This is a genomic window from Streptomyces erythrochromogenes, assembly GCF_036170895.1.
Taxonomy (GTDB): domain Bacteria; phylum Actinomycetota; class Actinomycetes; order Streptomycetales; family Streptomycetaceae; genus Streptomyces; species Streptomyces erythrochromogenes.
The window spans coordinates 8,415,724-8,434,873 of sequence record NZ_CP108036.1; the positions used below are offsets into that span (position 1 = coordinate 8,415,724).

At 72.0% G+C, this 19,150-nt stretch carries 17 protein-coding genes and 3 pseudogenes; 7 read left to right on the plus strand and 13 right to left on the minus strand.

Annotation, left to right across the window (positions count from 1 at the left end; all coding sequences use genetic code 11):
- Window positions 1–48: 48 nt before the first annotated feature.
- The 3 genes and pseudogenes from OHA91_RS38945 to OHA91_RS38955 all read right to left on the minus strand — a co-directional run bounded on the left by OHA91_RS38945 (window position 49) and on the right by OHA91_RS38955 (window position 3,517).
- Complete coding sequence (locus OHA91_RS38945) at window positions 49–1,014, minus strand: MBL fold metallo-hydrolase (RefSeq protein WP_328738241.1); 966 nt, start codon at window positions 1,012–1,014, stop codon at window positions 49–51.
- 140 nt (window positions 1,015–1,154) lie between these two features.
- Window positions 1,155–2,438 (minus strand): annotated as a pseudogene (locus tag OHA91_RS38950) (MFS transporter).
- An 83-nt stretch (window positions 2,439–2,521) separates the two neighbouring features.
- Window positions 2,522–3,517 carry an SDR family NAD(P)-dependent oxidoreductase gene (locus OHA91_RS38955; protein ID WP_031154677.1) on the minus strand — a complete coding sequence of 332 codons (996 nt, stop codon included), beginning with the start codon at window positions 3,515–3,517 and terminating at the stop codon, window positions 2,522–2,524.
- Between the two features lie 128 nt (window positions 3,518–3,645).
- On the opposite strand from OHA91_RS38955, the pseudogene OHA91_RS38960 reads away from it, so the two are divergent.
- Window positions 3,646–3,768 (plus strand): annotated as a pseudogene (locus OHA91_RS38960) (helix-turn-helix domain-containing protein); the annotation flags it as partial.
- 47 nt (window positions 3,769–3,815) lie between these two features.
- On the opposite strand, the gene OHA91_RS38965 reads toward OHA91_RS38960, so the two are convergent.
- Complete coding sequence (locus OHA91_RS38965; RefSeq protein WP_328738240.1) at window positions 3,816–5,021, minus strand: UDP-N-acetylglucosamine--N-acetylmuramyl-(pentapeptide) pyrophosphoryl-undecaprenol N-acetylglucosamine transferase; 1,206 nt, start codon at window positions 5,019–5,021, stop codon at window positions 3,816–3,818.
- Between the two features lie 74 nt (window positions 5,022–5,095).
- On the opposite strand from OHA91_RS38965, the gene OHA91_RS38970 reads away from it, so the two are divergent.
- Window positions 5,096–5,812, plus strand: a complete 717-nt coding sequence (locus OHA91_RS38970; RefSeq protein WP_051893407.1) for a response regulator transcription factor — start codon at window positions 5,096–5,098, stop codon at window positions 5,810–5,812.
- Complete coding sequence (locus OHA91_RS38975; RefSeq protein ID WP_328738239.1) at window positions 5,809–7,194, plus strand: sensor histidine kinase; 1,386 nt, start codon at window positions 5,809–5,811, stop codon at window positions 7,192–7,194. Before OHA91_RS38970 ends, OHA91_RS38975 begins: the two co-directional genes overlap by 4 nt.
- Window positions 7,195–7,214: 20 nt before the next feature.
- Here the strand turns inward: OHA91_RS38975 and OHA91_RS38980 are convergent, their stop codons facing one another.
- The gene (locus OHA91_RS38980) at window positions 7,215–8,054 is read right to left on the minus strand and encodes a hypothetical protein (RefSeq protein ID WP_328738238.1); all 840 of its coding nucleotides are present in this window, start codon (window positions 8,052–8,054) and stop codon (window positions 7,215–7,217) included.
- 223 nt (window positions 8,055–8,277) lie between these two features.
- Here OHA91_RS38980 and OHA91_RS38985 point away from each other — a divergent pair.
- Window positions 8,278–9,026 (plus strand): annotated as a pseudogene (locus OHA91_RS38985) (MerR family DNA-binding transcriptional regulator); the annotation flags it as partial.
- A 29-nt stretch (window positions 9,027–9,055) separates the two neighbouring features.
- Here OHA91_RS38985 and OHA91_RS38990 read toward each other — a convergent pair.
- From OHA91_RS38990 to OHA91_RS39000, 3 genes are all read right to left on the minus strand, one after another.
- Window positions 9,056–9,544 carry a hypothetical protein gene (locus tag OHA91_RS38990; protein WP_031154664.1) on the minus strand — a complete coding sequence of 163 codons (489 nt, stop codon included), beginning with the start codon at window positions 9,542–9,544 and terminating at the stop codon, window positions 9,056–9,058.
- Between the two features lie 537 nt (window positions 9,545–10,081).
- Window positions 10,082–10,303 (minus strand): helix-turn-helix domain-containing protein, encoded by a 222-nt coding sequence (locus OHA91_RS38995; protein WP_031154662.1) that lies wholly within the window; start codon window positions 10,301–10,303, stop codon window positions 10,082–10,084.
- Window positions 10,303–10,788: a DUF2975 domain-containing protein gene (locus OHA91_RS39000; protein WP_031154660.1), complete on the minus strand. Its 486-nt coding sequence runs from the start codon at window positions 10,786–10,788 to the stop codon at window positions 10,303–10,305. The genes OHA91_RS38995 and OHA91_RS39000 overlap by 1 nt, the downstream gene beginning before the upstream one ends.
- 232 nt (window positions 10,789–11,020) lie before the next feature.
- On the opposite strand from OHA91_RS39000, the gene OHA91_RS39005 reads away from it, so the two are divergent.
- On the plus strand, window positions 11,021–11,545 hold the full coding sequence (locus OHA91_RS39005) for a hypothetical protein (protein WP_031154658.1): 525 nt from the start codon (window positions 11,021–11,023) through the stop codon (window positions 11,543–11,545).
- A 68-nt stretch (window positions 11,546–11,613) separates the two neighbouring features.
- On the opposite strand, the gene OHA91_RS39010 is transcribed toward OHA91_RS39005, so the two are convergent.
- Entirely contained in the window at window positions 11,614–12,072 is a 459-nt protein-coding gene (locus OHA91_RS39010; RefSeq protein ID WP_031154655.1) for an RICIN domain-containing protein, read from the minus strand.
- A 178-nt stretch (window positions 12,073–12,250) separates the two neighbouring features.
- On the opposite strand from OHA91_RS39010, the gene OHA91_RS39015 reads away from it, so the two are divergent.
- On the plus strand, window positions 12,251–16,060 hold the full coding sequence (locus OHA91_RS39015; RefSeq protein ID WP_328738237.1) for an nSTAND1 domain-containing NTPase: 3,810 nt from the start codon (window positions 12,251–12,253) through the stop codon (window positions 16,058–16,060).
- 395 nt (window positions 16,061–16,455) lie between these two features.
- Here OHA91_RS39015 and OHA91_RS39020 read toward each other — a convergent pair whose 3' ends face one another.
- Entirely contained in the window at window positions 16,456–16,719 is a 264-nt protein-coding gene (locus OHA91_RS39020) for a helix-turn-helix domain-containing protein (protein WP_266505753.1), read from the minus strand.
- Window positions 16,720–16,848: 129 nt separating this feature from the next.
- On the opposite strand from OHA91_RS39020, the gene OHA91_RS39025 reads away from it, so the two are divergent.
- The gene (locus tag OHA91_RS39025) at window positions 16,849–17,418 is read left to right on the plus strand and encodes a hypothetical protein (RefSeq protein WP_266505750.1); all 570 of its coding nucleotides are present in this window, start codon (window positions 16,849–16,851) and stop codon (window positions 17,416–17,418) included.
- Window positions 17,419–17,721: 303 nt separating this feature from the next.
- On the opposite strand, the gene OHA91_RS39030 is transcribed toward OHA91_RS39025, so the two are convergent.
- The 3 genes from OHA91_RS39030 to OHA91_RS39040 form a co-directional block, all read right to left on the minus strand.
- Window positions 17,722–18,192: a DUF3592 domain-containing protein gene (locus tag OHA91_RS39030; RefSeq protein WP_031154646.1), complete on the minus strand. Its 471-nt coding sequence runs from the start codon at window positions 18,190–18,192 to the stop codon at window positions 17,722–17,724.
- Window positions 18,193–18,350: 158 nt separating this feature from the next.
- Window positions 18,351–18,476 carry a hypothetical protein gene (locus OHA91_RS39035; RefSeq protein ID WP_266505747.1) on the minus strand — a complete coding sequence of 42 codons (126 nt, stop codon included), beginning with the start codon at window positions 18,474–18,476 and terminating at the stop codon, window positions 18,351–18,353.
- Window positions 18,477–18,528: 52 nt separating this feature from the next.
- Window positions 18,529–18,855 carry a hypothetical protein gene (locus OHA91_RS39040; protein ID WP_031154644.1) on the minus strand — a complete coding sequence of 109 codons (327 nt, stop codon included), beginning with the start codon at window positions 18,853–18,855 and terminating at the stop codon, window positions 18,529–18,531.
- Window positions 18,856–19,150: the final 295 nt, after the last annotated feature.

Genomic DNA, 19,150 nt, shown 5'->3' on the forward strand with positions numbered 1-19,150 from the left:
GACGGCGCGGCCCCCACCGGCGACAGCCGATGGGGGCCGCGCCGTCCGTCAGCCGTGCTGGTGCTGCTCCGGCAGCCGGCTCTCCGGATGCGCCCACAGCAGCACGTTCGCGGGCCGCTCGTCGCGGAAGAAGTCGAGCACGTCCTGGTCCGAATGGCGCAGGCTGAAATGGGTGAGGACGAAGAGGGTCTCCGGGTGGGCCTCGACGACCGGCTTCAGCCGGCTCCACACGGTGTGCCCGACCCGGTCGGCGCGCGCCAGCTCGGCGTCGTCGAGGAACGTGCACTCGGTGATGACCACCGGATACTCCAACAGCCACGGATTGTCCTCGAAGACGCTCACGTGGGTGTCCCCGAGGAACGCGAACAGCGGCCTGAGCACCTCCCGTTCGACCTCCACGCCCTCCTTGCGGCGCTCGGCGAGGATCCGGCCGAACTCCGCACCCCGGCCCTGCTCCGCGAGGCCGCGCCGCAGTTCCTCGTACTCGGGCAGCAGCGCCTTGCGCGGCTCGGAGAACGCGTACCCCACGCACGGCACCTTGTGGACGCACTCCACCACCCGCACACGGTGGCCGCGCCGCCCGAAGGCGAACTCGTCACCGCCGCGCACCCCGTGCAGCCGGCAGCCCGCGGCGAGCGCAGGGTCGTAGGCGGCGCCGTGGTTCAGCTCGGCGGACGCCCGCAGGAACGACTCCACGTACGGCACTGCCGCGGCCGGCAGGTGGATGTCGACCCCGTCGGCCCTGGCGGCCAGGTAGTCGAGGTCCTTGGAGTGGTCGTGGTGGGTATGGGTGAGGAAGACGGTCTCCGGCTGCCGCCCCTCCGCCAGCCCGGCGTCGAGCGCGCACCGCAGCTCCGGGATGTGGAAGAACGTCTTGTCGTTGGCCCGCGAATAGCCGGTGAGGGTGAACTCGGTACCGGGTATCCGCCAGGTCTTCCACTGCCGGAACGGGTGCCCCCGCTCCAGCCGCTCGGGATGGGCGGCCGGTGTCGTCCGCGCAGGGGCCAGTGTCATCGGTGCCTCCGTCGGACCGCCATGATCGGGTGAAGGGGCCGATCGTAACGGCCGGCACACCACCGCGGCCCGCGGTTTTCCCGCCGCACGACCAGCGCCGACGACCGTGCGCCGCCGATCGTGCGCCGCGCGTACCGGCGTCAGACCCCGCCGCTCCGGACCGGGCTCCCCGGTCCCGACCCGCCCACCCTGACGCCCCCGACCCCGGCGCCGCCCCCGGCCATGTCGCCGGCGGCGGACGGCCGTACGGTGCGCATCCGCACGTACGCGTACACGCAGCCCGCCAGGGCCAGATCGGACAGCAGCATGAACCCGATCGAGTAGGAGCCCTTGGCGCTGTGGACGGCGCCCATGACCAGGGGCGCCCACGAAGCCGCCCAGGCCGCCGACCGCACCGACGATGCCGGTGACGCTGCCGACCTGCGGCTGCGGCGTCACCTGCGACACCAGGGCGAACACACTGCCGCTGGCCGTGCCGAGCCCGGCCGCGATGCACAGCAGGCACACGGTGCCGACCGGATCCAGAGGCGGATCGAACGCCTGGACGACGGCGAGGAGGGCCACGAAGGCGAGGGCACCCGCCGTCACCACGGCGGGAGGACACGGTCGGCCAGCCAGCCGCCGAACGGACGGGCGACCACGGTCAACAGGGCGAACCCGGCCGCCTTGGTACCCGCATCCGTCGGCGTCAACCCGTACCCGGTCCTCAGATACGTCGGCAGGTAGACCCCGAAGGCGACGATCCCGCCGAACCCGACCGCATACAGCGCCGACAACTCCCAGGTCACCCCCAGCCGCCCGGCCGAGGCGAGCCGGTACCCGAGCGAACCGGCCGGCAGGGGCCGGTCCGGCCGGTCCCGGATCAGCAGCGCCGCCACCACGGCGTACACGGCCACCGCGACCGCCACCACCACGAACGGCAGGTGCTCGCCGCGCTGCGCGATGCGCGGGGTGAAGTAGCCGGAGAGCGCCACCCCGCCCATCCCCATGCCGAACACCCCGAGCGCGAACCCGCGCCGCGCCGGCGGAAACCAGGAGTTGACCAGCGGCACACCGATGGCGAACGTCGTGCCCGCCAGCCCCAGCAGGAAACCGACCGCCAGCGTCGCCACGTAGGAGTCCCGGGCGGGAATCAGCAGCACCACCGGCACCACGGCGAGCGCGGACACCAGGGGGAACATCCGCCGGGCCCCGTAGCGGTCGGTGGGCGCACCCACCGGGACCCGGCCGAGGGCGCCGACCAGCACTGGCACCGCGACCAGCAGCGACTGCTGGAGCGAGGTCAGGCCGAGCCGGTCGTGGTAGTCGCTGCCCAGCGGCGCGATCAGGTCCCAGGCCCAGAAGGTGAGGGTGAACCCGACCGTGGCCACGATCAGGTTCCGCCAGGCGGCAGCTGCTGGGGCATCAGCTCTCCACAGCGCCACGCTAGGGACAGGAGCCCGACGGCGGCGCGCCGGACTGGTCCGTTCGGACCCACCGGAGCCCCGCCGCCGACGACGGGGGAGGCTCAGACCGCGTAACGGTCCGGCGCGAACAGCGAAGGGTTCGCCGCGATCCACTCCGAGGTCCGCCGCAACCCCTCCTCCAGACCGACCCGAGGCCGCCAGCCCGCCCAGTCCCGGGCCCGCGCGTTGTCCGACAGCAGCCGCTGCACCTCACTGCCCGACGGCCTCAGCCGCGCCGGGTCCACCACCACCTCCGCATCCCGCCCGGAAGCCTTCACCAGGGCCTGCGCCAGCGCCCCGACGGAGATCTCCTCACCGGTACCGAGGTTGACCACCTCACCCAGCGCCCGCTCGCACCCGGCCACCGCCAGGAAGCCCTCCGCCGTGTCCGTCACGTACGTGAAGTCCCGGGTCGGCGTCAGCGATCCGAGGCGGACCTCCCGCGACCCGGCGTGCAGCTGGGCCAGGATCGTCGGGATCACCGCGCGCGCCGACTGCCGCGGCCCGTAGGTGTTGAACGGACGCACCACCGCCACCGGCAGCTCGAACGCGTGGTGGAAGGACAGCGCCATCATGTCCGCGCCGATCTTCGAAGCCGAGTACGGGGACTGCGGCTGCAGCGGGTGGCTCTCGGAAATGGGGGCGGTCAGCGCCGTCCCGTAGACCTCGCTCGTCGAGGTGTGCACCAGCCGCCGCACCCCGTGCCGCCGGCAGGCCTCCGCCACGTTCTGCGTGCCCGTCACGTTCGTCTGCACGTACGCACCCGGCGAGGCGTAGCTGTACGGAATCCCGATCAGCGCCGCCAGATGGAAGACGGTGTCGCAGCCGGCCACCGCGTCACTGACCCGGCCCGCGTCACGGACGTCACCCGCCCACATCTCCACCGCACCGTCCGGGTCGGCGAGGTAGCGCGCCAAGTGCCCCTTCTCCGCGTACGGCTTGTAGTGGACGAAGGCGCGCACCCGCGCACCCCGCGCCACCAGCAGGTCCACCAGCGTCGAGCCGATGAAGCCCTCCGCGCCGGTGACCAGGACAGTACGGCCGGTCCAGCTGTTCATCAGGATCCTTTCGTGGACACCCCGGCTTCGGCCGGGGGAGAACAAAACCCCTGCGGAGCAGGGCAGGGAAAGCCGGTTCGCCCTCTGGGCGGAACGGCGTTGTCAGTGGCGGCAGCGAGGTTCACTGCGTGCATCTGCGGTACTCATTCCGGATCGAGCCGACACCGGGACAGCGCATCGCGCTGGCCCGTACGTTTGGCTGCGCCCGGCTGGTCTACAACGATGCGCTCGCCGCCCGGAAAGCCGCCTACAAGGCGGACAAGTCGGGAACCCTCGGCCCTTTAGGGCGGGGAGGATGTCAAGCGTGCTCCAGATCAGAGACGACGGAAGTGGGGGCGAGGCCGGCGACGCGCAGGACCTCGGCGGCCAGCAGCTCGGCGGCCCGCGCGTGCGGGCCGGAGTCGGCGGCGCCGGCCATCGCCGACAGCCGCGCCGGATCGGCCAGCAGCGGCCCGACGAGGCCGGCGAGGCGCTCGGCGGTGGTCTCGGCGTCTGGCAGCAGCAGCCCGGCGCCCGCGTCGGACAGCACCCGCGCGTTGTGAGTCTGGTGGTCGCCCGGCGCGTACGGGTACGGCACCAGCACCGCCGGGACCCCGGTCGCCGCCAGCTCGGCGACGGTCGCCGAGCCCGCACGGCACACCACCAGGTCGGCCGCCGCGTAGACCAGGTCCATCCGGTCCAGGTACGGCACGGCCCGCGCGATCCGCTGCCCGCCCGACGCCGCCAGCTCGGCCACCGTGTCCGCCAGTACGGCCGGACCGGTCTTCACCAGCAGCTGTACGTCGTCCCGGCCCTGCCACAGGCCCGCCAGCGCGGCCGCCGCCCGGGTCAGGCGCACCGCGCCCAGGCTGCCGCCGTTGAAGACGACCAGCCGCCGACCCGCCGCCACCCCCAGCGCCCGCCGGGCCTCCACGCGCAGCGCCGCCCGCTGCGCCCCGGGCAGCTCGGCGAGACCGGACAGGGCCGCGGAGATCGGCATCCCGGTGGTCAGCGCCCGCTCCCCGCCCGCCAGATGGGCCCGGCTGCGGTCGAAGGCCACCGCGACGTGCGAGGTGAGCCGGGCCGCGAACTGGTTGGCGCGGCCCGGCACCGCGTTGGACTCGTGGATCACCGCCGGCAGCCCGGCCAGCCGGGCACCGAGCACGGCGGGCGCGCTCGGATACCCGCCCATGCCCACGACGACATGGGCGCCCTGCGCCCGGATCACCGAGCGCGCCTGGTGCGCCGAGCGCAGCAGCGCCGCGGGCAGCAGGTACCGCTTCGCGCCCAGGGCGGGATCGAAGGGGATCATGTCGACGGTGTGCAGGCGGTAGCCGGCACCGGGGATCAGCTCGCCCTCCAGGCCCCGCTCGGTCCCGATGAACGAGACCACGGCGCCGGGCACGGCGGCCCGCAGCGCCTCCGCGAGAGCGAGCCCTGGATAGATGTGCCCGCCGGTGCCGCCCGCACCGATCACGACGGAGAGCGCCCCGGCCGCAGGCGGGTGTGATGTGGTGGTGGTCATGTGCGCACACTCCCGGTGCGCCCTAAGAACGTTCTAAGAGGTTCTCTCAGAAGCCTTTGGCAGGCTTTGCCCCCATGAGCTCCACGAACAGCACAGACACCACGGGCGGCCGGCGGCGCATCCTCGTCGTCGACGACGAGCCCGAGGTACGGGCGGCCGTCGAGGACGGACTCACCGTCGAGGGGTACGAGGTCCGCGGCGCCGCGGACGGCCTCGCCGCCCTCTCCCAGGTGGCGGCCTGGGAACCCGACGCGGTCGTCCTCGACGTCATGATGCCCGTCCTCGACGGCCTCGGCGTCTGCCGGCAGCTGCGGGCGATGGGCGACCGCACCCCCGTCCTCGTCCTGACCGCCCTGGACTCCGTCAGCGAACGCGTCGACGGACTGGAGGCGGGCGCCGACGACTACCTCGTCAAACCCTTCGCCCTCGACGAGCTGATCGCCCGGGTCCGCGCCCTGCTGCGGCGGGCCGCACCCGCACCCGCCGGCGCCGCCCCGCTCGGCTTCGCCGACCTCGTCCTCGACCCCGCGACCCGCACCGGCCGCCGGGGCGGCCGCCCGCTGGAGTTCAGCCGCACCGAAGCGGCCCTGCTCGAACTCCTCCTGCGCCACCCCGGCCAGGTACTCCCGCGCGAGCTCATCCTCGAGCTCGTGTGGGGACGCGACTTCGGCCCGGACTCCAACTCCCTCGCCGTCTACGTCGGCTACCTGCGCCGCAAACTGGAGGCCGCGGGCGAACCCCGCCTCGTGCACACCGTCCACGGTGTCGGCTACCGGCTGGACGCGGCGTGAGCGCCGGCCGCCGGCGCCTCGGCCGGGTCTGGCGCCGGCGCGGCCCCCTGCGCACCCGCCTCGCCCTGTCCGTCACCGCCGCCGTCGCCCTCGTCGCGGTCGGGGTGTGCGCGGCGGCGTACCTGGTGGTCCGCTCCGCCCTCTACGAGCAGCTCGACCTCAGCCTCACCCAGTCCGCGCGCCTCGCCGCCCAGCGCAACCCGGGATCCGCACCCGGCGTCCTGGCGGGGGAGTGCCGCTTCCTGGCCGCCCCCGCATGCGCGGAGGTCGTCCCCGCCGACCCCGCCGCCGACCCCCGCCCGCCGGGACAGCTCCCCGTCGCCCCCGCCGCCCGCAAGGTCGCACAAGGCACGAAGTCCCCCTACTACACGAACATCACGGTCGCCGGACACCCCGCCCGGATGCTCACCACCGACTACGCCGAGGGCCGCGCACTCCAGGTCGCCCTGCGCGCCGACACCGCCCTGGACGGCATCGAGGAAGCCGCCCGCTGGCTGGTCCTGACCGCCGCCGCCGGCGTCCTGCTGGCCGCCCTCCTCGGCCACTGGGTCTCACGCACCGGCCTGGCCCCGGTCGCCCGGCTCACCGCGACCGCCGAGCGGATCGCGGCCACCCGCGACGCCCGCCACCGCATCGAACTGCCCCCACCCGGACGCGAGGACGAGATCACCCGCCTGGCCACCAGCTTCAACACCATGCTGGACGAACTCGAACAGTCCATCGCCGCACAGCGCCAACTCGTCGCCGACGCCTCCCACGAACTGCGCACCCCGCTCACGGCACTGCGGACCAACGCCGAACTCCTCGCCCGCGCCGACCGCCTCACCCCCGAACAGCGCGACCGCGCCTCCACCGCGCTGGGCCGGCAACTGCGCGAGGTGACGGGTCTGGTCAATGACCTGATCGAGCTGGCCCGCGACGAAGAACCCCAGCCGCTGGTGGAACAGGTCCGCCTGGGCGCCCTGGTGGAACACTGCGCGCAGGCCGCCCGCACGCACTGGCCGGCGGTGGCCTTCCACGTACGGGTGCCGGCCGAGCCCGTCGTGGTGCCCGGCGTCCCCGCACGGCTCAGCCGCCTGCTGGGCAACCTCCTCGACAACGCCGCCAAGTTCAGCCCCTCCGGCCTGCCCGTCGAGGTCGAGCTGGCGGTGGGCGCCCCGGGCCGGGGCCCGCAGCTGACGGTCCGCGACCACGGCCCCGGCATCTCCCCGCAGGACCTCCCGCACGTCTTCGACCGCTTCTACCGCGCCGGCACGGCCCGCGCCCTGCCGGGCTCGGGCCTGGGCCTGGCCATGGCCCGGCAGATCGCCCGGGCCCACTCCGCCGACCTGACGGCAGAAGCCGCCCCGGGCGGCGGCGCCCTCTTCCGCCTGACGTTCTGAACGCGCCGACCGGGCGGGCCTCAGGGCAGCCCGTCCTGGGTCGCACCGATGTGGGTCCAGTTCCCGAACTGCCCGGCGGGGAAGTCCACCAGGTTGATGAAGTCGCCGCTGTCGTCGAGCTCTCCCGATGCGGCGGCCCGCGTCTGCTGGTCGTAGAAGAACAGCCGGCGGTGGGTGGGCACGATGTGGGTCCAGTCTCCGAACTGCCCGGCGGGGAAGTCCTTCAGATGGACGAAGTCCCCGCCCGCGTCGAGCCTGCCGGTTCCGGCCGCCCGCGTGCCCTTGCTGTAGAAGAAGAGCTTCGAGGCGCCTCCGTCGAAGACGACGTGGGTCCAGTCCCCGAACTGCCCGGCCGGGAAGTCCACCAGGTTGATGAAGTCGCCGTCGTCGTCGAGGTCACCCGACCCGGCCGCCCGTGTGCTCTTGCTGTAGAAGAAGAAGCGGGCCAGAAGATCACCGCCGGCGAAGAGGACGTGGGTCCAGTCCCCGAACTGCCCGGCGGGGAAGTCCACCAGGTTGAAGAATTCACCACTGGCATCGAGCCGACCGGTTCCGGCCGCTCGCGTGCCCTTGCTGTAGAAGAAGAGCAGGACGCCGTCCGGCGATATGTGGGTCCAGTCCCCGAACTGCCCGGCCGGGAAGTCCTTCAGGTTGACGAAGTCACCGCCCGCGTCGAGTTTTCCCGTCGCCGCTGCCCGTGTGTCCTTGCTGTAGAAGAAGAGCTGGCCGCCACCGGGCACGATGTGCGTCCAGTTCCCGAACTGCCCGGCGGGGAAGTCCTTCAGGCTGACGAAATCACCACTGCCGTCGAGTCTGCCCGATCCGGCAGCCCTGGTGTCCTGGCTGTAGAAGAAGAGCATGGCATTTCCTCCTGTTCTCACACTGCCGATTTCCTTCGGAGTTCAAGAATTCAGGGGCCACTCGTTGAGTCGTCAACGGCCACAATCCTTTTCTTTTCTGAGTTTATGTCAGGAAAGATGCCGATGCGACCCAGGTAAATGTTGAACATTGACGGGTCGCGCGGATCTTGACCCTCACGCGACGTCAGGCCGCACAGTCGGTGCGGTGGAGGAACACTGGACCGTGGGACGCGTGGCAGAGCTGGCCGACGTCAGCATCCACACGCTGCACCACTACGACCACATCGGGCTCGTCCGGCCCTCGGCACGCACCCCGGCCGGGTACCGGGCCTGCGACCCGTCCGCCGACGCCGCCGCGCACCTGCGCCGGCTGCGCGGCGTACTGCTGGAGCGGCGTGACCGCGCCGGCGCCACGGTGGCGGCCATCGACAGGGAACTCGAGGCACGGGCGAAGGGGCTGAAGGTGGCAGCGGAGGAGCAACTGGGGATGCTCGGTGCACGGCTGTACGACGCGATCGGCGGCGCCTACACGGTGACACGGTGCACCGATCCGCGGATCTCCGCGCAGATCCGGGATGCGCTCGGGGACGCGCGCACGGTGCTGAACGTGGCCGGCACCGGCTCCTACGAGCCCGCCGACCGCGAGGTGACCGCGGTGGAGCCCTCGGCGGTCATGCGCCGGCCGCGGCGCGCCGGCTCGGCGCCGTGCGTGGCCGCCGCCGCGGAGGACCGGTGCCCGCCCCGTGGGGCTGCGCCGACGGCCTGTTCGAGGCGTACTGGCGCCGGCCGGGGGCGTACCTGGAGGACCGTGTGCGCCGTGCGATGTCGGTGTGGACCAGGGTCGGGCCTCGGGCCGAGCAGCGGGCGGTGCGCAGCCTCGCCGACGACCTCGCCTCCGGGCGGTGGGCCGAGCGCAACGGCCACCTCGCCGACCTCGACGCGGCCGACCTCGGCCTGCGGCTGCTCGTGGCCTGCCCCCCCCGTAGCCCCGCCGCCGGGCCCTATCGGGGCGGCTCGCACCGCGCGGGAAGGGCCACGGTCCCGGGCCGGTGCTCGAAGGTGTCCATGACCAGCCACTCGTCCGGCTCGGGGTCGTAGAGGTTCTGGACACCGAACTGCAGCACCTGCCAGAAGGTGCCCCGGTCGTTCTCGTCGACGTAGATGTCGCCGAGCGCGAGCGGCAGACGCGGGTGGTTCCCGGGAGGCAGCTGCGGGAAGACCACGCCCACCCTCCAGTGGTTCACGTGCCGCTGCGGGGTGCGCCGCAGGGTCTCCCGTCCGACGAACCGGGCGTTCTCGAAGCCCCGGTTAAGGTCCTCCAGGCTGAAGCCCGGGATCGCTGAGCAGGGGTGTTCGTTCAGACCGGGCCACTTGTACGTGAGGGTGCAGAGCGTGCCGTGGTGGATCAGGTTGGTGAACCAGATCGGGTACTGCAGGCCTCCCGCGGTCATCTGGCTGTCGCCGTTCCTGCCCTCCCAGGTGAACGGCACCGTGATGTCCAGGTCCCGGACGATCCACCTGCCCTTGCCGCGTAAGTCGCGGGGGAGGCGGGGCGGAGGCGGCGTGGGGAGGCGTCCTGCCGCGCGGTCGCGGTCGAGGTTCCGGCCCGGGGTTCGGCGCCGGCGGAAGGGGGAGCCGCCAGGACGAGCGTGACCGCTGCGGCAAGAGCGGCCGGCGCGGCCGCCCGACGTACGCCTTTCCAACCCGTGGTCTCCCTCGGCTGTCACGTCGGGCGCCGTCACGGCGGCGCAGGGGTCAAATGCGGTGATGCTGGGACACCGCCCCCGGAATCAAACATTCCGGAACCGGCGGTTACCCAGCTTGCAGCCGCGGTGTCGCCCACCGGTGAGAGCCCGGATCCTTCGAAGGCGGCGTCGGCCCGGCGCGGGGAAACGCCGCCCGCGCCCGGGTCACGCGGTCACTCGGGATGCGCCACCGCGTCCCTCTGCAACTTGAGGACCAACAGGACTACGACCGCAGGCTGACCGCCGGTGATGCGCGACGCCGGGCCGCCCGGCCGCGCGATGTCATTCGCCGGCGGTGTCCCCGGCCTCCCAGCGCAGCAGGTCGCCCGGCTGGCACTCGAGCGCCTCGCAGAGCGCGGCGAGCGTCGCGAAGCGCACCGCCTTGGCGCGGCCGTTCTTCAGCACCGCCAGGTTGGCCGGCGTGATCCCCACCCGGTCCGCGAGTTCCCCCACGGACATCTTCCGCCTGGCCAGCATCACGTCGATGTCGACGGTGATGGGCATCAGATCACCTCGTCCAACTCGGCCCGCATCTGCGCCGCTTCGCCGTCGCGCGCGACGGCCTGCGCGAGCAGCATCCGCAGTACCAGCACGATGAGCGCGACCCCCAGGATGGCCAGGCCGATCCCGCCCAGGATCACAGTAACGCCCGGGTCCTCCCGCTGGCCGGGGGCGTTGACCGCCGTGACCGCGAACCACAGCACGGCCGCCGCAGTGATCGCGCCGATCACGCCGTCCACGTACCGGAAGGCGGCGTGGGAGAACACGGTTCCGCGCCGCACCATCGCCGTCAGCCGCCATACGCAGGCCAGGGCCACCTGGGCCGCCACCATGCCCAGCATCACGATCACGCGCATCGGGGTCAGCGGCAGCGACCCCTCCGTCTCGCCCGTGACCAACGCCCACACCATCGCCGCCTGCACGAACACGGTGCCCACGAACACCACCGCGAGCACGGCGCGCAACGCACGCACGGTCAGCTTCCCCATGACCCATCCTTCCATCGACCCACGATGGAAATCTATCGAAATTCGATAGATCGAGCAAGGCTGGGAGGACAGGTGGGCGGCAGTTCCGCACGCCGCACACCCGGGCCGCCGTCCGAAGCTGCCATGTGGGGGAGGCCGCCCGTGTGGCAGCTGCCGGACCGAGCGGCCGAACAGAATAGTTCTCCGCGAGCGCAGGGACCGGATTCAAGGTGCAGACCCGGAAGGACGCGGCGTGGACAATTCCTTGCTGGCCCACATCGAAGCAGCCGTCGGCAGCGGCAAGGTCGTCGTCTCGGCAGAGGACGACGCGGTCGTGGCCCTCGTGCAGGAGACCATCAAGAGCGGCAGAACCGCATCCTTCTACCTGTCCCGCGAACAGGCCCGCACCCTCCGGGACCTGCACTGGACGCCCGAGCTCGTCAGGGACTCCCGGCTCGAACAGGTCTCCGACGAGGAGAAGGCGCGGATCGAGTCCGAGTTGGGCATCGCCGACATCGGCACCTTCCGGTTCGGCCGCTTCGTTTGCCGGCAGGGCCACGAGTTCAGCGCCTTCGACTTCCTCCGGCACGGAATCCGCGAGCACGGGCCGGCCGCGGTACAGGCGATCTTCGAACTGAAGAACGCCGCCTTCCTCCGCGTCAACCCGTACTTCGCCGTCAACTGCGCCACCTGCGACCAGCCGATGGAAGGCGGCATCACGTACGAGGGCGACACCTACGCGGGCTGCTCCTACCCGGACCCGCCGGTCTGCATGTAGCCGCCCCCGGCCCACCCGGCCCGGCCCGCGATGGGCCGGGCCGAGCAGGCCGACGGCAGGACGGTCGTTCAGAAGTCCCAGCTCTGGCTCCGCGCGCCGTTGCAGCCCCAGCTCACCAGCAGCTGGCCGTTCTCGGGCCGCCCGGCCAGGATGTCCAGGCACTTGCCGTTCACCCGGTTCCGGATCTCACTGCCGTTGCGGTACCACCTCTGGTGCAGACCGCCGTGGCAGTCCCACATGGCCACCGAGCCCTGGTCGCCCAGGTGCGGACCGTAGATCTCCAGGCACTTCCCGTTCAAGTTGGAGCGAATCCGCTCACCGTCCCAGTACCACTGCTGGTTGGTCCCGCCGTGGCAGTCCCACGTCACCGTGGAGGCGCCGTTCTCCTGGTGGAACATGAAGACGTCGGCGCACCTTCCGTTCAGGTTGGACTTCAGCAGCGGTGCCGCGGCAGCCGCGGCATGCACGGGCGAGCCCGTCACGGTGCCGCCGGCCAGCAGCCCGGTGACCGCCGCCAGCAGCATCATTCGTCGCACGGACCTCATGATTTTCCCCTTCCGATCGCCGTTGCGCGGTTGCGCCGACCCATGTCTAGCCCCCGCTTGATGTCCGGCGCCGGAACGGGGATTCCGGACATCAAAAGCTGGACAAACACCACCCGACACGGCCGCGGAAAGCTGCGGGAAAGCCGCAGGGAGGAAGGCAATGCCACGCCCCGAACGCCCGCTCGACCCGGACTCCGGTCCGCTCACCCAGTTCGCAGCCGACCTCCGCAAACTGCGCGAGGCAGCCGGCCGGCCGCCCTACCGGGCACTGGCGAAACGGGCGCACTACTCGTCCACCACCCTCTCGGACGCCGCGGGCGGTGACGCGCTCCCGAGCCTCGCCGTCACGCTCGCCTACGTCGAAGCGTGCCAGGGCGACCGCCGTGAATGGGAAGCCCGGTGGCACACGACCGCCGCCGAGATCGCCGCGACCGCACAACACCACCAGCCCACCGAAACCGACCACCGGACCGCGCCCTACGCCGGACTGTCCGCCTTCCAACCCGAGGACGCCGACCGCTTCTTCGGCCGCGAACACCTGACCGCCGAGCTCCTCGCAAAGGTCCGCGACCACCGCTTCCTGACCGTCTTCGGACCCTCCGGATCGGGAAAGTCCTCGCTGCTGCGCGCCGGACTCGTCGCCCGCACCCGCACGACCGGACAGCCGGTGATCCTCTTCACCCCCGGCCCGCACCCCGTCGAGGAATGCGCCATCCACCTCGCCGCCGCAACGGGGGAGGCCCCCGGCACGCTGCTCACCGAACTGCGCAACGACCCCGCCACCCTGCACCTGCGCATCCGGCAGACCGCCCTCGGCCACCCCCCGGCCACCGGCACCGACATCCTCATCGTCGTCGACCAGTTCGAGGAGGTCTTCACCCTCTGCCGGGACCAGGACGAGCGCGACGCGTTCATCGCCGTGCTGATCGCGGCCGCCGCCACCCCGACCAGCCGGACCCGGGTCGTGCTCGGCGTACGCGCCGACTTCTACGGCCACTGCGTCCAAAACCCCCACCTCGTCGAAGCGATGCGCGACGCACAGATCGCGGTCGGCCCGATGACCAGCCAGGAACTCCGCGAGGCCATCACCGGCCCGGCCGCACTCGCCGACTGCACGGTCACCGGCCCGCTCCTCGCGGCCGTGGTCGCGGACGCGACCGGCCAGCCGGGCGCACTGCCCCTGGTCTCCCACGCCATGGTCGAAACCTGGCGCCGCCGCTGCGGCAGCCGCCTCACCCTCGACGGATACCTCGCGGCCGGCGGAATCCAGCACGCCCTCGCCCACACCGCGGAAGCCGCCTACGCAGCCCTGACACCGGCACAGCAGGACCACGCCAGGTCACTGTTCCTGCGGCTCACCGCACTCGGCGACGGCACCGAAGACACCCGGCGCCGCATCACCACGAACGAACTCGCCCCGGGCCCCGACACCGCCCACGTACTCGAATCCCTCGCCCGCCAACGGCTCGTCACCCTCGACGACGGCTGCGTCGAGATCACCCACGAGGCCATCATCCGCTGCTGGCCCAGACTGCGCGGCTGGCTCACCGAGGACCGCGACCGCCTCCTCCTGCACCGCCAGCTCACCGACGCCACCGCCGACTGGGAGGCACAGGGCCACGACCCGCACACCCTCTACCGGGGCGCCCGCCTCGCCGCGGCCCTCGACCTGGCCGCCGCCTACGACAGCCGCCTGACCTCCAAGGAACGACGCTTCCTCGACGCCGCCCGCGAAGCACAGGCAGGCGAGACGGCCGCGGTCAGGCGACGCACGGTCCGCCTGCGCCAACTCGTCACCCTGCTCACCGTGCTGGTGGTCATCGCGGCGACCGCGGGCGCACTGGCCGTCGACTCCCGCGACTCGGCCATCCGCCAGCGCAACGTCGCCATCGCACGCAAAGCCGCAGCCGACGCGGCCGAGGTACGCCGGCACGACCCCGCCCTCGCCGCGCAGCTGAACCTGGCCGCCCACCGGCTGGCAGCCACCCGCGACGTCCGCGACCAGCTCATGAGCACCTTCGCGACCCCCTACACCAGCCGGCTCACCGGTCACACCTCCGACGTGGTCTCGATCTCCGTAGCCCCGGACAGCACGCTCCTGGCCACCGCGAGCTGGGACCGCACGGCCCGGCTGTGGGACATCAAAGACGCCCACCACCCCGTACAACTGGCCGCCGTGCGCCGGCCCGAACGCCTCGTGTCGGTCGCCTTCGACGGGACCGGCCGCATCCTGGCCACGGCCGGCGAACGCTCCGTCCGCCTGTGGGACGTGACGAACCGGCGCGCGCCCGCCGAGCTCGCCGCCCTGCCCGACCAGCCGTCCGCCGCCCCGAGCTGGGTGGCGTACGGGCCCGGCGGCAGCGGTGTCCTGGCCACCGGCCACACCGACGGCACGACACGCCTGTGGAACGCCGCCGACCCCCGCCGGCCGCGCCTGCTGGCCACCCTGCCCGGACACACCGCCGCGGTCACCTCGGTGGCGTTCAGCCCGGACCGTCACACGATGGCGACCACCGGCGACACCACCGCCAGGGTCTGGGACGTGGGCGATCCCGCGGTCCCCCGCCTCCTCGACGTCCTGCGCGGACACACCGACACCGTTACCTCGTCCGCCTTCAGCCCCGGCGGCACGACCCTGGCGACCGGCAGCTGGGACCGCACCGCACGCATCTGGCACCTCGCCGCCGGCCGACGTACGCCACCACAGCCACAGCCACAGCCACCGGCCGTCCTGCCCGGCCATCCCGCGATCGTCTGGTCGGTCGCCTTCAGCCCGGACGGCACCACCCTCGTCACGGTCGGCGGATCCACCCACTTCTGGGACGTCACCACCCCCGCCGCCCCCCGGCGGACCAGCACGATCCAGGGCGGCTTCTACCAGGCCGCGTTCAGCCCGGACGGCCGCGTACTCGCCAACTCCGACCGGCTCCTGGACCTGCGGGACCTCTCCCTCGCGACCCACGACGACGTGGTCACCTCCCTGGCGTTCGCCCCCGGCGGCCGCCTGCTCGCCAGCGCCAGCTGGGACGGCACCGCACGCCTGTGGCAGGTCACCGGCGGCCGCGCCCTGCGGCCGCTGTCGGCCCTGCACGGACACACCAGGTTCGTCCGCTGCGTGACGTTCAGCCCGGACGGCCGCACCCTCGTCACCGCGAGCGAGGACGGCACCGCCCGCGTCTGGAACGTCACCGATCCCCGCAAGCCCCAACTGACATCGGTCATCGCCCCCGACGCCGGCGAAGTCGGCGGCACCGCCTTCGCCCCGGACGGCCGCCTCCTGGCCATCTGGGCACAAGCCACGGCCGGCCTGTGGGACCTGACCGACCCCGCCGGTCCCCGCCGGCTGAGCCGGATCGCCGAGGACGGCCAGCACATCACGGCGGCCTCGTTCCGCCCGGACGGCCGCACCCTGGTCACCAGCGCCGGCGAGTCCGGATCACTCGCGTTCTGGGACATCACCCGACCACGCACCCCCCGAGAACTCCCGTCCCCACTCCATTCCCTCCCCCTCACCGGCGGCGTCTTCAGCCCCGACAACCGCCGACTGGCCGCCTTCCACCGGACGGACAAGACCATCTGGCTTGTCGACGTCCACGACCTCCACCACCCGGCGAAGACGACCCAACTGCCGGCCTCCGGCTCCTGGATCTACACGCTGGCCTTCGACGCCGAAGGCCACCGCCTGGCAGCCGGCACCGCGGACAGCAAGGCCCTCCTGTGGGACCTGACCGGTCCGGCCACCCCCACCGTCCTCACCGGCCATGCGAACCCCGTACCGGCCGTGGCCTTCAGCCCGGACGGCGCCACCCTCGCCACCGGCGGCAACGACTTCACGATCCGCCTGTGGGACACCCACCTGCACGCGGTCACCGCCCGCATCTGCGACAGCGCCCACCCCCGCATCACCAAAGCCCAGTGGACCCAGCACTTCCCGGCCCTCGACTTCACCCCACCCTGCCCCGCCCCATGACAGCCGAGCAGAAGAGGCGCCGGTGCGTGTGGTCCTACCCCCGCTGCCATGAGCTGCAGCTGTGCGGGCCCTCCGGCGCCGCCGGGCCGGCACTCGGGCAGGGGACCGGGTCCGGCGCGGGTGCAGAAGGCCGCTCCCGGCGCAGCCGCGGCTCGCCCGGAGCGGCCGCCGGACCCTCCAGGTACAGGGTGGCTGCCCCACCGACCAGGACCAGCACCGCCCAACCACCCCACAACCACCGCCGCATCGACGTCGACATCCCATCCCCCCTGCGTCGCCGCCCTTTGGACGCACAGCGCCCGTTCTCCAGAGGACCATCAGGGGGGGAGGTTGGGATGCAGGGTCGGCGCGGTGATCACCCCACAACTGCCACCACCAGTCCTGGCCGATCGACCCTACCCAGTGACAGTGCCGGAGTCCGGCGGGAGCTCGAGATCCGTCGTCCCGCGCGAAGCGGTCGGGATGCTGCCCGGTGCCCAGCCGAGCACTTCCTCGAAACAGCGGGCCGCGAGGGAAGTGGGCAGGCCTTCGCCATCCTCGTGGAACCTGATGGTCGCCCGGCTCAACTGGGTGCGATGCGCAAGCTCCATCACGGAGATGCCCTCGGCTTCCCGGAACTCGATGAGAGCTTTCGCCAGCCGCTCGGATTCTTCGCTCATGACCAAAGCATTCCGCATCACGAACGCCCGGTCGGTGCAGACCTCTTCGAATCCGCGCCCGCTACTCACCCCCGTATGAGTAGCTGCCCCGATGCGGCGGGCACGCCCCCCACCACTACCCTCTCGATCATGAACTCCGTCCAGCCCGCTACCGGCGCAACTGCGCCCCCCTTGAGTGCGCGCCCCCTTCGTGTGGCGCTGGTGCTCGCCGGCGTCACACTCCTGTTGACCATGTCCTGGGGCGGGTACCGGTTGTGGAACGGCGCGCCGTACCCGGAGGTCGACCCGAACGTGGTCGCCATGCGCCTCAGGGAGCAGGCCGAGCGCGTAGAGGAAGACCTGGACGGGCGCTCCCGCTTCGAGGCCCACCCCGTGGACACGGGCGCCTGCTACTACCGCGGACTGCGGGCCTTCGCCCACATCGACGAGGCCCGCCGCGACGTGCGCAGCTTCGACCTCGACTGGAAGGCGGCGGACGTTCCTCAGGCCACGGCTCGTGCCGGTCAGGAGCGCATCCGCAACCGGCTCTCGGAGCAGGGCTGGAAGCTCACCCGCGAGCGCATTTCCGATATGGGGTTCCGCTTCGAGGATCCGGGCACCGGCGACCAGGTCGACGTGGGCTGGTACGAGGCGACCGGGACGCTCGCCGTCAGCATCTACGCGCCCTGCGGGAAAGTCCCCGACGGCTTCGACGAATAGGCCCGATCAGCAGGTGGGACTTGCCGGTGCCGGAGTCCCCGATGAGACAGAGTGGCAACCTGCTCGATCTGCCCCGCTACCCAAGAACTCGGCGTCACCGACCCCTGAGCCCACTGCGCGCGCCCGGCGCCGGAACGGCGATCAGCCGGCCAGAGATCGGGCCCGGGACCTGGGCAGCCGATCGGGCAGAGCCCCGCCATGCAGACCGCCCCGAGAATCACACCAAGCGGAATGCCCGGCGCACCGCGCGAACGCGTCGGGCGAGAAGCCTGTGGTTGCATGGGAGCGGGTGGGGGCTGGGCTTCAGAGCCCGGATGTGCGTAGTGCTCCGACGAGGAAACCCGATCCGATCACGACGAAGAGGGCGCCGATCCCGACGAAGAGCCACCACAGGAGGCTGCTCTCGGCCGGGAGCGTCCAACGGGTGGGCTTCGCGGCGTCGTAGCGGACCTCGACCCGGGTACCGACAGCCAGGGTCCTGTCCCGGGAGCGGGCTATGTCCGTCCTGGTTTCCATCGCCCGGCCATCGGCGGTGGTCCAGGCGATGACCGGGTGGTACACGGTCGTGCCGGAGCTTCGGAAGGTGATGGTGCCGCCCTCACCCGGCCCCTCCAGCTTCGTCGCCGCGAGGCGGACCACCACGCCGTGGGCCCGAGCCCCCCGCCGGACCAGAGCGCGCACCTGCCACACCTTGCGGTACGCCGCCGCGCCGATGACGGCTCCGGCCGGGATGAAGATCAGCGCAAAGAGCCAAAGAACCTGGGACGTGCTCATGTGGGCTTCTCGATTCGCGGCAGACGTCGACGGATGGGCGACGTGCACCCTCCGCCGCTGCTTCCCGGCGGCCGCAACGCCGGAAGCCGTACGCCTTGCAGCAGTTGATCACACATTCCGCCGCGGCCACGACCCCAGGCCCCCGCCCCCGGCGTGGGTCAGCTCTTGCGGGTCAACGGCTGGTCCGCGAAGCTCACCCCGGTCGGGCCGTGGGCCACCAGGTTGCGGTTGTGGCCGTGGTTTGTTCCGGCCTCGCTGCCGCCGTCGCCCTCCGCCTGGTCCACACCGACGGCACCCTCCAGCCGCTGTGGCAGCGGCGGTGAAGTGTTCAGATATTCAGCTCGCGGGGGACTGCCCGTCGGCCGGCGAGAGTGCCCGCCATTTGTCCTCGTGTCGGTCCGGCATCACGACAATCGCCAGGAACGGCGATCCAGGATGGAACGTGACCATGATCTCGCCAGGCGAGTCACCGTCTCGGACGGCATCGATCTGGGAAGCCTGGCACTTCCATGCCTCGGCACTGCTCAGGGCTCCCTGCGGCTTGAAGGACAAGACACCGTCGAAGTACTCGGCAAACCCCTGGATCTGGGCAGGGCTGGCGAACATCTGGTGGGCTGTAGCGGGCGCGATGAAGTGTCGGCCGGCTTCTGCCTGCGCGATCATGGCGTCAAGCGGGCACTCCATTCGGCATCTTGCGCTGCCTCCCGCTGGCGTCTGCGTCTGTCGAAGATTCCCACCGCTGCGCCTCCCCAGTGCTCTGTGATCCCAGTTGTGCTGGATTGGCAGCCATATTGCCTCTAGCCGCGAGGGCGGGGAAGGTCGAGGTGTACCGGGGCTCGCTGCATGAGACGTGCGGCGCCAGCCTGCTTGGGGAACCAGGACTTCCGCGCCGCTCCCGGCAACCTGTCCCACGCCCGACATCGACCACTGCGGGAACTGCGGGACGACCGTCGCGATC

Excerpts from the sequence above, each read along its gene's own strand:
- OHA91_RS38945 (WP_328738241.1), bottom strand. The coding sequence starts at position 1,014 with ATGACACTGGCCCCTGCGCGGACGACACCGGCCGCCCATCCCGAGCGG.
- OHA91_RS38955 (WP_031154677.1), bottom strand. The coding sequence starts at position 3,517 with ATGAACAGCTGGACCGGCCGTACTGTCCTGGTCACCGGCGCGGAGGGC.
- OHA91_RS38965 (WP_328738240.1), bottom strand. The coding sequence starts at position 5,021 with ATGACCACCACCACATCACACCCGCCTGCGGCCGGGGCGCTCTCCGTC.
- OHA91_RS38970 (WP_051893407.1), top strand. The coding sequence starts at position 5,096 with ATGAGCTCCACGAACAGCACAGACACCACGGGCGGCCGGCGGCGCATC.
- OHA91_RS38980 (WP_328738238.1), bottom strand. The coding sequence starts at position 8,054 with ATGCTCTTCTTCTACAGCCAGGACACCAGGGCTGCCGGATCGGGCAGA.
- OHA91_RS38995 (WP_031154662.1), bottom strand. The coding sequence starts at position 10,303 with ATGCCCATCACCGTCGACATCGACGTGATGCTGGCCAGGCGGAAGATG.
- OHA91_RS39000 (WP_031154660.1), bottom strand. The coding sequence starts at position 10,788 with ATGGGGAAGCTGACCGTGCGTGCGTTGCGCGCCGTGCTCGCGGTGGTG.
- OHA91_RS39010 (WP_031154655.1), bottom strand. The coding sequence starts at position 12,072 with ATGATGCTGCTGGCGGCGGTCACCGGGCTGCTGGCCGGCGGCACCGTG.
- OHA91_RS39015 (WP_328738237.1), top strand. The coding sequence starts at position 12,251 with ATGCCACGCCCCGAACGCCCGCTCGACCCGGACTCCGGTCCGCTCACC.
- OHA91_RS39020 (WP_266505753.1), bottom strand. The coding sequence starts at position 16,719 with ATGAGCGAAGAATCCGAGCGGCTGGCGAAAGCTCTCATCGAGTTCCGG.
- OHA91_RS39025 (WP_266505750.1), top strand. The coding sequence starts at position 16,849 with ATGAACTCCGTCCAGCCCGCTACCGGCGCAACTGCGCCCCCCTTGAGT.
- OHA91_RS39030 (WP_031154646.1), bottom strand. The coding sequence starts at position 18,192 with ATGAGCACGTCCCAGGTTCTTTGGCTCTTTGCGCTGATCTTCATCCCG.
- OHA91_RS39040 (WP_031154644.1), bottom strand. The coding sequence starts at position 18,855 with ATGATCGCGCAGGCAGAAGCCGGCCGACACTTCATCGCGCCCGCTACA.